The sequence below is a fragment of the Psychrobacillus psychrodurans genome (assembly GCF_050209195.1).
GTDB lineage: Bacteria > Bacillota > Bacilli > Bacillales_A > Planococcaceae > Psychrobacillus > Psychrobacillus psychrodurans.
The window spans coordinates 1836472-1848489 of the sequence record NZ_CP189791.1; the positions used below are offsets into that span (position 1 = coordinate 1836472).

Sequence of the window (12018 nt, forward strand, 5' to 3'; positions counted from 1 at the left end):
AAGAGATGACACAACATATTTTATTAATAGAAGATGAAATTAATATAGCGAAGTTTGTGGAGCTTGAGCTAACGCATGAAAATTTTCTAGTTACTGTTTCTTATGATGGGCGTGAAGGAGCAGATTTAGCTTTAAATCATAATTACGACCTTATGCTAATCGATGTCATGCTACCAAATTTGAATGGTTTAGAAATATGTCGACGTGTACGCAAAAAGAAAAGTACACCTATTATACTAATCACTGCCAGAGACGCGATAATAGATCGTGTATCCGGTCTAGAGACAGGAGCAGATGATTATGTGGTGAAACCATTTGCTATCGAAGAGCTATTAGCAAGAATACGAGCAGTTCTTAGAAGGGTAGAGCCCCCTGTAGAAAATGATAAAAGTGAATTGACAATCCAAGGTCTAACTATTGAACAGAAAGCTCATCAAGTCTTCTATAATGGAAAAGAAATTGAATTAACAAAAACTGAATACGATATGCTCGTCTATTTAATGGAAAATTATAATATGGTGTTGTCTAGAGATGCTATTCTGGAAAAAGTGTGGGGCTATGATGTTGAGGTTGAAACAAATGTTGTTGATGTATACATAAGGCATTTGAGAAAAAAACTGCCTACTGAAATTGCTGCTATAATCGAGACGGTTAGAGGCGTAGGGTATGTTATGAGATGATTAGACAATGGACTTTACAAAGAAAATGGACGTATGCTTCCGCGATTTCCATATTTTTAAGCTTTCTTATGATGTGTATTATATTATATTTTTCTCTTTTCAATTGGCTGCAAATTTCCGAGAAAAAAATTGCCCAGAATACATTAGATGAAGTTTCTCATTTTTTTATTTCTAATGGTCCCATTATTTCCATACAAGATATTCAAAAAAATAGGACTTTACTCAATCAATTGGTCAATCAAAAACAATCGGTTCGTATCTTAAATGACGATGGCATAGAAATTCTTAGAATAAACGATGCAAGCGAGTTTCCAGAAACAACTACATTCCAAACGGAGGAATTTGTTAGAGAAGAGATAGATGGAAAACTAGTTTTTCATAAGGTAGCAGAGATAGACTTTGGATTATTTAAAGGATATGTACAAATCTCTCATAGTTTAGAAAGTTTTTCTCAGCTCATGAATTATATATTGATTGCTATGGGCATATTCACAATCATTGCACTAGTTCTATCTGCGTTGATAGCCTTTGTACTATCCTCGATATTGCTGAAGCCAATTAAAGAATTAAGAGATGAGATGCAGCTTGCGAAACAGACTAAGTTCACCCAAAAAGTGAGTTTTCAATATGACAATGAAGATGAAATCGGAGAACTTCTAAAAATTTACAAGGAATTGATGGATGAAGTATCCAAAACGATTACAAGACAAGACGAATTTATCCAAAATGTTTCCCATGAATTGCGTACCCCCGTACAGGTCGTGGAGGGGCACTTATCGCTATTAAACCGCTGGGGAAAAGAAGATCGCTCTATACTAGATGATTCCCTGGAGATATCCCTCTCTGAAATACAAAAAATGAAGTTATTAATCGAAGAAATGTTAAAGCTTGCAAAAAATGAGCATAATAACATGAAGGAAGCAACTTCCGTAACAAATATCCTTCAACAGCTACAGCAAAGTTATTTACATTTATCAACTGGGACAACAATAGAAATTCTTGGAGATGAACAAATAAAAGTACCTGTTCCGCCTACTGCTTTAGAGCAAATTCTGCGTAATCTAATAGAAAATGCGATAAAATATAATGATAATCAACCATATATCAAGGTGATAGTTGTAAACTATATAGATCAGGTGCAAATTACAGTGGAAGACAATGGAGTTGGTATCAAAGATTCCTTATTACCTAAAATTTTTGAACGCTTTTTTATAGTTGATGAAGCGAGAACTAAAAGCAATGGTGGTTCAGGGTTAGGATTAAGTATAACTAAGAGCTTGATAATTGAATACGGCGGTACAATTTCAGTGGAAAGTGAAAAAGGTAAAGGCACAAAATTTTACATTTTATTCCCTAAATTAACAAGTGAATAATCATTCAGTGCAAAAGTATAAAAAATATGACAAATTACTTTGTTTTTTTTGAAAAAAACCATTGTATTTTTTTCCTATAGTAGTAAGATTGAGATGGAAAAATTGTTCTTATATAAGGATAGTTTGAGATATATAAAAAAGAGGTAAACTATATACGTGTATTTGCGTGTATTATGTTCTATATATACTGGAACTTTTTTATCCATTAAAATGTATTTTTTTATAAATGCCTAGAAGGCACAAAATGTTGGAGGTTTTTTTAAATGTCGAACAATCAAACACCTTGGTCAGCTTTTTCTGGTCCGAACCTTGGTTATGTGATGGAGCAGTATGATGTGTTTTTACAGTCTCCTGACGATGTAGATCCTGAATTAGTACAGTTATTTCAGCAATACGGTGCTCCTAAGATTCCCGCTTCTGTTTCATCTAGTAACGCTGATACACCAGCTATCGAGCCGAATAATTTCGAGAAAGTGATTAACGCAATTCAGCTTGCAGATGCAATTCGCACTCATGGTCACTTAACTGCTAATATTTATCCATTAAATGATGGACCAAAAGAAGATTCTAAGATGAATCTAGGTACTTATGGTTTAACTGAGCAAGATTTAAGAGAAGTACCTGTATCGTTCCTAATTCGCAATGCACCAGCAAATATTACGAATGGATTACAAGCAATTGAACATTTACGTTCAATGTATTCTGATAAGATTGCATTTGAAATTGCTCATATAGTCAACTCAGATGAACGTGCTTGGTTACAAGAAAAGATTGAAAAAGGCAATGTGAAAGAAAAACTTTCAGCTGAAGACAAGAAACAATTACTAAAACGTTTAACACAAGTTGAAGGATTCGAGAAATTCATTCATCGAACATTTGTAGGAGCTAAACGCTTCTCAATTGAAGGTTTAGATTCTTTAGTATTATTAATGGATGAGTTAGTTCGTCAATCAGATAAAACAAAAACTAAACAAGTAAATATTGGTATGGCACATCGTGGCCGTTTAAATGTGTTGACTCATGTTCTAAACAAACCGTATGAAATGATGTTTGCTGAATTTGCCCATGTACCTTCAAACTCTTTTTTACCAAAAGATGGTTCATTGGAACTTTCTGAGGGCTGGTTCGGGGATGTTAAATACCATAAAGGAGCAAGTTACCGCTCGCAATCTGGTTTAACAGTAAAACTTGCATATAATCCTTCACATCTAGAAGTGGTTAGTCCAATTGTTACAGGTCAAACACGTGCTGCACAAGAAACAACTGATGCTGCTGGTTACCCTGTTCAGGATAAAAATGCTGCTTTTGCTATACTAGTGCATGGTGACGCTGCATTCCCAGGGCAAGGGGTAGTAACTGAAGTTTTGAATTATAGCAGAGTTCGTGGATATCAAACAGGTGGTTCTATCCATATAATTGCGAACAATATGATTGGTTTTACTACAGAACATTATGATTCACGTTCTACTAACTATTCTTCTGATCCAGCAAAAGGATATGAAGTGCCTGTAGTTCATGTTAATGCTGATGATCCTGAAGCAGTAGTTGGAGTTGCTAAATTTGCTCATGAATATCGCCAAAAATTTGGAAAAGATATTGTAATTGACTTATTAGGTTATCGTCGATATGGTCATAACGAAATGGATGAGCCGCTAGTAACAAATCCTGCTATGTATCATTCTATTCATAAGCATCCAACTGTTCGTGAATTATATGGACAGCAGTTAGTTGAAGAAAGTTTAATGGATTCTTCAGAAGTAAAAACTTTGGATGAATCGGTTTTCACTGGCATGCAACAAGCTTATGATCGTGTTAAAGAACTTCCACAATCAACGGCTCATGAAATTGTTGTACCACAAGTAGTTTTAGATGGTTTTCCAGAACTTCAAACAGGGGTTGAAGAAAGTAAGCTTGCTAAAATTAATGAAGAGTTACTTACTTGGCCAACTGATTTTAACGCATTCAAAAAATTAGCAAAAATATTAAAGCGTCGTGAGGAACCATTTAAAGGTAAGGGCAAAGTTGACTGGGGCCATGCAGAAACTTTAGCATTTGCAACAATCATACAAGATGGTAATTCAATTCGTTTATCTGGTCAGGATGCTCAACGTGGAACATTCTCACATAGACATTTAGTACTCCATGATGAAAAAACTGGAGCTGAATTAACACCAATTCATTCCATAAGTGATGGGAAAGCATCATTCGTTGTGCATAATAGCCCTCTTACAGAAGCGGCTATTCTAGGGTATGAATTTGGATATAATTTAGAAGACAATAACTCCCTAACTATTTGGGAAGCACAATACGGTGACTTCGCTAACATGGCTCAAGTAATGTTTGATAACTTTATCAGTTCGGCACGAGCTAAATGGGGGCTTAAATCTGGCTTAGTAATGCTATTGCCACATGGAGCAGAAGGCCAAGGATCCGAACACTCTAGTGCACGTTTAGAACGTTATTTACAATTAGCTGCTGAAAATAACTGGACTGTAGCCAACCTATCAAGTGCGGCTAACTATTTCCATATTCTACGCAGACAAGCAAAAATGCTTAAAGATGAAGCAATTCGTCCATTAATAATTGTTTCACCAAAGTCATTATTACGTCATCCTTTAGTTGGAGCGGATGTGTCTGAATTGACTACAGGTCAATTCGAAACAATTATTGAGCAACCAGGTTTAGGCGAACAAGTAGAAAAAGTAGAGAAAATTGTTTTTGTTAGTGGTAAACTTGCAATAGACTTGGCAGACAAAGTAAAAGATGGAGCAGATTTCGAATATGTTCATATTGTACGTGTTGAACAACTGTATCCATTCCCACAAGAAAAAATTCAAGAAATTGTTTCTCGTTATCCGAATGTGAAGCAACTTGTGTGGGCTCAAGAAGAAACACAAAACATGGGCTCTTGGAACTTTGCTCTACCATATTTATTAGATATAGCTAAAGATCAAGAAATTACTTATGTTGGTCGAGTGCATAGAGCAAGCCCTGCTGAAGGTGACGGCGATACTTATAAAGTCGAACAAACGCGGATAATTGAAGAAACATTAAAGAGCTTATAAGTTAGGAAAGATAAGAGGAGGAAATTGAAGTGGCAGAAATTATTGTTCCAGAGTTAGCAGAATCGATTACAGAGGGTACCATTGCACAGTGGTTAAAACAACCGGGTGATACAGTTGAAAAAGGTGAGTTCATCGTAGAACTTGAAACAGATAAAGTTAATGTAGAAGTTATTTCTGAAGAAGCTGGAGTAGTAAGTGAACTTCTAGCTGCTGAAGGAGACACAGTACAAGTAGGGCAAGTAATCGCTGTAGTAGGAGCTGGTTCAGGTTCAACTGCATCTGCACCTGCTGCACAGTCTGAGGCAAAAGAAGAGGTAAAAGCTACTGAAGCACCTAAAGCAGCACCAGTTGTTGAGGAAACTTCAAATGAGCAAGACCGCACTATTGCTAGTCCTGCAGCGCGTAAATTAGCTCGTGAAAAAGGCATTAATTTAAGTGAAATTTCACCAGTAGATCCAATGGGTCGCGTTCGTGTACAAGATGTTTCAGCCCATGGTTCTGCACCAACTCCTACAAAAGCAGCACCTGCATCACCAGCAAGTGCTACAAAAGAAGATGACGGCCGAACAACTCGAGAAAAAATGTCTCGTCGTCGTCAAACTATCGCATCACGTTTATTAGAAGTAAGACAAAATACTGCTATGCTTACAACTTTCAATGAAATTGATATGACAAATGTTATGGCATTGCGTTCACGTAAAAAAGATAAATTCTTTGAGGATCACGATGTTCGTCTAGGATTTATGTCTTTCTTTACTAAAGCGGTAGTTGCTGCACTTAAAAAATATCCATACGTTAATTCTCAAATTGACGGAACTGACATTGTAAAAAATAATTTCTATGATATTGGTATTGCTGTTTCTACAGAAGGTGGTCTTGTAGTACCGATTGTTCGTGATGCAGATCGTAAAAACTTCTCAGAAATCGAAGCTAATATCGGGGAACTAGCTAAAAAAGCTCGTGATAACAAATTAGCTCTATCAGATATGTCTGGTGGTTCTTTCACTATCACTAACGGTGGGGTATTCGGATCACTAATGTCAACACCAATTCTCAATGGTACACAAGTGGGTATCTTAGGAATGCATACAATCCAAAAACGCCCAGTTGCTATTGGAAACGAAATTGAAATCCGTCCAATGATGTACGTGGCATTATCTTATGACCACCGTGTAATCGATGGTAAAGATTCTGTTGGATTCTTAAAAACAGTGAAAGAGTTACTTGAAAATCCAGAAGATCTTTTATTAGAATCTTAATATCTATAAAAAAAGACTCCCAAATGGGAGTCTTATTTTTATGGAAGTATTTGTTTCTTGGAATAATAAAAAAATCAGTTCTAGTTTAAATTTTGCTCCTATATTTTCAATACTTTAATATTACTTTACATAGAAGGTACATAAATTATTAGGTCAATAATAAATGCAAAAGAAGGATTTTTATATATTTGAGTAGAAGAATAAGAGATATCCATTTAATATGGCACAAATATATTAGGTTATTTGGAGGGGTTACAATGGAGTTTAAAAGAGTTAAGGTAGAATTTAAAGTGGTGGGCATTAAAGGCAGAGGGGCATTTGAGAACTTGAGTATAGAAATTCCAAAACTTGCAAAGCAATTAATAAGTCGTTCTGACGAAATACAAAATCATCTAGGAATTGAAATTGCTCTATTTGAACCAAAAAAGAGTAGTGATCACCATGAAGGCGAATATTATGTGGGATTGAAAGTGAAAGATTCTTTAATAGAAGTTCCTTATGGAATGGATTTTATTGAAATTGCTCACGATTATGTCTCAACTAGAGGGAAAATATCAAATATCGGTAATCTACATTCTCAGTTATTGAGGTGGACAGAAGAGCAAGGTCATACACGAAACTTTGAGAGTTATATTGTAGAGACATATCATCCGGTCGAAGAGGGAGAGGAAGAGGTACAGATTTACTTACCAATATTCTCTTAATTCCGTAGTTATTCTCTTCTAAGCTGCCAAAACATCTATAGCTTTTCTTTTTTACTGTACTATTGCTATTAACTATGTGTTATTAATTATGACCTTTTTATACTAACTCCACAATTCATAGAATAATAATGAAGATAATTTGTAATTAAATAAAAATAAATTATCTTCATCATAAAATATCCTATGAGACAAGTTTTAGACCTATTGCTGCACTTAAAACCATACCTATAAAAACAAGTCTTCTCCAGTCTTTTGATTCATCATATAAAACCATACCTAGAATTGCTCCACCAGAAGCACCAATTCCTGTCCAAATTGCATAGGCAGTTCCCATTGGTAGTGTTTTCATTGAATAAGCAAGAAAAATAAAACTAGATCCAAACCCCAAAATTAATAGAATTATTGATTGCCATTTAGGATCCTGATGCAATCTATTTATCATTATTACACCAAACATTTCAAACATTCCCGCTAAAATTAAAGAAATCCATGCCATTAAGTTTCATCCCCTTTCTGAACTTTGTCCTTTGTAACTAATTTCAAACCAATAACTCCTGCCAATAAAAGTAGAATTAAAAGTATCTTTTCCATTTTAAAAGGTTCACCAAGGAATAAAATTTCAGAAAAAACAGTCCCCGCAGTTCCTAATCCAACAAAAACAGCGTATACAGTTCCCACAGGAAGTTTTCGTCCTGCCATGATCATTACATAAAAACTGATGAATATAGCAATAATTGTTCCAGTCCAAGTCCAAAAGTCATCAGCATGTTTTAGACCAATAACCCATAATACTTCAAATAAAGCAGCAATATATACTTTAGTCCATTCAGTATTCATTAAAATACACCCCCAATTTTATAGTTTCTCAAAAAAGAAAAAAAGCCTAAGAGATAACTGTAAAAAACAGTTTCTCCCAGGCTTTTATCCTTCCGTGACACAGCATAGCCGTGAGTTTTCTCTCGGACCAGACCAACATTGACTGCAGCGGAACCCTAGAAAACATTTTATCTATGCAATTACCTTGTATTATACACAATTTTAAAATTAAGTCAATTAAGATTATACAGTATAACTTTCGCAAATTTAACAAAAGCACATATGTCCCCCAAAATAATCCTTATTTATTTTAAGAAGAAAAGTTGAGAATATCAATTGAAGGAATATTATGTAGCCAATCATTTTCGTGGGTTACCTAACTATAATATGTCTCAAAATTGCCACATTTCCAATCCTTTTCTGTAGCCATTTCACTAATTTGAGAAATAATGAATTAAATGGCCGAACATAACTGGTAAAGTCCAAATATAATCAATAAGTCTTTACAATGTTGCATTCTTATTTTATAATGAAAATATATTCATTCATTAAAAAAGGGGAATCATACATGCAATCAAGTGACTATAAGGTTACGATTGTCAAAGCTAATAAAACGGATTTAGATGTAAGAAAACAGATGGCTGAAATCTTTGCAGAAGGCTTCACACAATGGCTTGGCTTTTTTTCCAAAGATAAAAAAATTATTTCAAAGGCTTTTGCTCATATGTTTATTTTAGATCAATTTTATGTAGCTATAGTAAATGGTCAAGTTGCAGGAGTTACTGCATGTACAGATGGAAAAACTTTTTCGGTTAGATTAAATACTAAAGAGTTGAGAAAGCACTTAGGTTTTATTAAGGGAAGCTTGGCAGGAATCTTTTTAAGAAAGGAATTTGAAGCACCTTATGAAAGTTTCCCTCCAAATGCTGGTTCAATTGAGTTTGTTGGAACAGCTCAGAAATTCCGCGGTCAGGGTATAGCATCTCAAATCATAGGACATATCATTGAAAACACTCCATACAATGATTATCTCATTGAAGAAGTTGCAGATACGAATATTCCAGCGATGCGATTGTATGAAAAATTGGGATTTGAAGAATACAGAAGGAAGCCTATTCCGGTAAAGATAGCTAAGAAAAATGGAATTAATAATCTTTTGTCTTTGAAATATGTGGAAAAATAAAAAATGTTTTTTCCATTTAACGGAGAAGTTGAAAAGGAGAGAGAAATATTGCCTAGAACAGAAGAACAATACGAGGCAATGAGAATTGCAACAAGTAATAAAATTCATACAGCAGCAATAAAGCTATTTGCAAAGAAAGGGTTTGCTGCTACAAGTGTTAAAGATATTGCCGAAGGGGCGGGAATCAGCATAGGGCTAATGTATCGTCATTACAAAAAGAAAGAAGATTTATTTAATGAGTTGGTTACCTATGCCGCAGAGGGATTAGATAGAGTTGTGAAAAAGTTTAAAAGTGATGATTCACCAGTAGAGTTAATTCAACAATTTACACTGGAAATATTAAATGATCTTGATAAAGATGATGAATATTCCCATTTTCACATGCTGATGAATCAATCCGCAACGATAGAAGACCCTTCTCCTCAAATAAAACACCTTAACAAGCAGAGTGAAGCAATGTTACATCAAACTGCCCGGTTAATTGAAAAGGGTCAGAAACTTGGTCAATTTAAAAAGGGAAATGCTATGGAGATGGCATTTTTCTATTTTGCTTCTATACAAGGATTAACGATGATGAAAATTACTTTAAAAGAAGGGTTCATAACTCCGAATCTGGAAATCGTAACATCTTTTTTGATTGAAGATTGTATCTCACGGTAACTTTCTTGAGTTAATGAATGTAGGAATGAGTTTCCCTTCATAATTTTATGCTGGATAATTATGTTAAGATTTATATAAAATTATGAGAGTATATTCTAACGAGACAGTTTAATTCAATAACGATACCAGTTGTACACAATTGAAAAGATATATAAAATGTAATAAATGGTAAATTCAAAGGGGAGAACGAAACAATTTAAGTGCGGAAGAAAATATTAGTAGGTTACTAACATTGTGGAGGAAGAAAGGGTGGCAAGTAATACATATTCAACATATGTCCGATAACCCTAGTTCTGTATTCCATCCAAAGAATGAAGGATTTACTATAAAAGAATTGGTCGAACCCATTGATGAGGAAGTAATTATAACAAAGAAAGTGAATAGTAGTTTTATCGGTACAAATTTAGAAGAGTTTTTAAAATTAAACCATATAAGAACATTAATAATAACGGGTTTGACTACGCCCCATTGTGTATCTACGACTACTAGAATGAGTGGGAACTTAGGTTTTAATACATATCTTATTTCAGATGTGACAGCAGCGTTTGGTATGAAGGATCAAAATGATAATTATTATGATGCCGAGACTATACATAATACTTCTCTAGCCACTTTAAATGAAGAATTCGCTACTATACTTACAACAGAACAACTAATAGATGTTGTAAAATAATCTTATTCTATTAACTTAGTTATACCATTAAAGAAGTAGAAATTTAGACTTAAGTAGTCAGATACATAAACTAGTTGGGGACTTAAACCTATATATAATCATGGATCTCAAAAGGAAGGAGAAGATTTATGTTTTTTAAGAAGAAGGTAGAAATGGATTTTTACTGTATTGCAATTTTTGCTGAAAAAGACCTAGAAGAAGATGAATATGTACAATTAGTAGATAGAATGGAGAAAATAGGAAACGTAGAGGTCATAACAGAGATGGCACTTACATCAGAATCCATTGTTTCCTTAGAGAAAAGGTTTCCAAATACTGAAATTAAAGCTCCAAGTTTTGCAGTTTTAAAAATAGATATGGATAGAGTCAATGAAGAGACAAAAAAGATGGAAAAGAAATTCAAATGGAAAAAATTATTCGGTACCATTCATCTAGATGAATATCTTGTAGTTGAACATAATACGATGTATGATTTTACAAAAACACTTCTCTATACTACAAATCTAGAAGATGTAATTGAATTTTTAAGAACAAGGTCGGATTGTACTAAAACTATATAAAAATTCTAATATATTATTTCACGAGTTTGTTTACACGAAGAAACTCATACTATAATGGCCATTTGTGATCAATCAAAAAGTACAACTATTTTTTTATAAATGCCGCCGATTCTTAACTTACAACATAAAGTTGAAAACGCAAGAATGCTAATTTAAGCATTTTTGCGTTTTTAATTCTATTTAAAATGTTCTCGGATTCATCAAGAGGTTTTAGCTTTAGGAGCTCTTTTTCTTGTTGTAGGTTTTTTCTTTTTTGTATTATCAAGAGAAGCTTGGAGTGCAGACATAAGATCTGTCACATTTGAAGGTAATTCAGTTTGTTTTTCGCTTGTCATTACTACATTATTTCCAGCCTTTTTCTCTTCTATTAGTTCCATCAAGGCAGTTCTGTATTCATCTGTGTATTTTTCCGGTTCAAACGCTGTGGTCAATTGATCTACAAGCATTAGTGCTGTATCCAGTTCTTTTTTTACTACAGTTTGTTCCGAGGGAATATTAGGTACATCTGCAGTATTACGGACTTCATCGGGAAAATGAATTGTTTCCATAATTAAAGTTTCCTTGTATACTCGCACGATTGCTAGTTGTTCTTTCGAACGAATCATAATTTTAGCTACGCCAATTTTACCTGATTCATGGAGTGCTTCTCTTAAAAGTGAATATGCTTTTCCACCACCACTATCAGGAGCCATAAAATAACTTCGTTCAAAGTAAATTGGGTCTATTTCTTCTAATTTTACGAAGTCAATTATTTCTACAGCTTTATCCTCATTTTCTTTTTTCAGTTTTTCCAATTCCTCCGCATCTAAAATAACAAATTTGTTTTTAGAGTATTCATATGCCTTGACGATATCCTCATTCTTCACTTCTTGTTTGCAGCCTTCACATACCTTTTCGTAGCTAATTGGGGTATGGCAATCTTTGTGGAGTTGACGTAATTTAATATCTTTATTTTCCGTTGCTGCATGTAGCTTAATGGGGATATTAACTAAACCAAAGCTTATACTTCCTTTCCAAACTGTATGCATTATGTTCACCACTTTTT

The 12018-nt window shown here is 34.1% G+C and carries 11 protein-coding genes, 1 pseudogene and 1 riboswitch; of the genes and pseudogenes, 9 read left to right on the forward strand and 3 right to left on the reverse strand.

The features are described 5' to 3' along the window. Positions 1–5: 5 nt before the first annotated feature. From ACQCPR_RS08665 to ACQCPR_RS08685, 5 genes are all read left to right on the forward strand, one after another. Positions 6–680 (forward strand): response regulator transcription factor, encoded by a 675-nt coding sequence (locus ACQCPR_RS08665; protein ID WP_090561436.1) that lies wholly within the window; start codon positions 6–8, stop codon positions 678–680. Then, a complete protein-coding gene (locus ACQCPR_RS08670) occupies positions 677–2053 on the forward strand; it encodes a HAMP domain-containing sensor histidine kinase (RefSeq protein ID WP_427138772.1) in 1377 nt (458 codons plus the stop codon). The genes ACQCPR_RS08665 and ACQCPR_RS08670 overlap by 4 nt, the downstream gene beginning before the upstream one ends. A gap of 263 nt (positions 2054–2316) precedes the next feature. Further along, positions 2317–5118 carry a 2-oxoglutarate dehydrogenase E1 component gene (locus tag ACQCPR_RS08675; RefSeq protein ID WP_427138773.1) on the forward strand — a complete coding sequence of 934 codons (2802 nt, stop codon included), beginning with the start codon at positions 2317–2319 and terminating at the stop codon, positions 5116–5118. 29 nt (positions 5119–5147) lie between these two features. Further along, a complete protein-coding gene (gene odhB, locus ACQCPR_RS08680) occupies positions 5148–6377 on the forward strand; it encodes a 2-oxoglutarate dehydrogenase complex dihydrolipoyllysine-residue succinyltransferase (protein ID WP_427138774.1) in 1230 nt (409 codons plus the stop codon). A gap of 257 nt (positions 6378–6634) precedes the next feature. After that, on the forward strand, positions 6635–7081 hold the full coding sequence (locus ACQCPR_RS08685; RefSeq protein ID WP_427138775.1) for a GyrI-like domain-containing protein: 447 nt from the start codon (positions 6635–6637) through the stop codon (positions 7079–7081). 181 nt (positions 7082–7262) lie between these two features. Here the strand turns inward: ACQCPR_RS08685 and ACQCPR_RS08690 are convergent, their stop codons facing one another. Together ACQCPR_RS08690 and ACQCPR_RS08695 are read right to left on the reverse strand one after the other, a co-directional pair. Then, entirely contained in the window at positions 7263–7577 is a 315-nt protein-coding gene (locus tag ACQCPR_RS08690) for a DMT family transporter (protein ID WP_090561426.1), read from the reverse strand. Beyond that, entirely contained in the window at positions 7577–7918 is a 342-nt protein-coding gene (locus ACQCPR_RS08695; protein WP_427138776.1) for a DMT family transporter, read from the reverse strand. Before ACQCPR_RS08695 ends, ACQCPR_RS08690 begins: the two co-directional genes overlap by 1 nt. A 71-nt stretch (positions 7919–7989) precedes the next feature. Further along, positions 7990–8088: riboswitch (guanidine-I (ykkC/yxkD leader) on the reverse strand. A 377-nt stretch (positions 8089–8465) separates the two neighbouring features. Between ACQCPR_RS08695 and ACQCPR_RS08700 the strand changes: the two genes are divergently transcribed. The 4 genes and pseudogenes from ACQCPR_RS08700 (at position 8466) to ACQCPR_RS08715 (ending at position 10973) form a co-directional block, all read left to right on the forward strand. Beyond that, positions 8466–9080 carry a GNAT family N-acetyltransferase gene (locus tag ACQCPR_RS08700; RefSeq protein WP_427138777.1) on the forward strand — a complete coding sequence of 205 codons (615 nt, stop codon included), beginning with the start codon at positions 8466–8468 and terminating at the stop codon, positions 9078–9080. Between the two features lie 48 nt (positions 9081–9128). Continuing rightward, a complete protein-coding gene (locus tag ACQCPR_RS08705; RefSeq protein ID WP_427138778.1) occupies positions 9129–9740 on the forward strand; it encodes a TetR/AcrR family transcriptional regulator in 612 nt (203 codons plus the stop codon). A 181-nt stretch (positions 9741–9921) separates the two neighbouring features. Continuing rightward, positions 9922–10413, forward strand: a pseudogene (locus ACQCPR_RS08710) (cysteine hydrolase family protein); the annotation flags it as partial. A 128-nt stretch (positions 10414–10541) separates the two neighbouring features. Beyond that, positions 10542–10973 carry a hypothetical protein gene (locus ACQCPR_RS08715; protein ID WP_427138779.1) on the forward strand — a complete coding sequence of 144 codons (432 nt, stop codon included), beginning with the start codon at positions 10542–10544 and terminating at the stop codon, positions 10971–10973. 200 nt (positions 10974–11173) lie between these two features. On the opposite strand, the gene ACQCPR_RS08720 is transcribed toward ACQCPR_RS08715, so the two are convergent. Then, on the reverse strand, positions 11174–12001 hold the full coding sequence (locus tag ACQCPR_RS08720; protein ID WP_090561412.1) for a Ku protein: 828 nt from the start codon (positions 11999–12001) through the stop codon (positions 11174–11176). Positions 12002–12018: the final 17 nt, after the last annotated feature.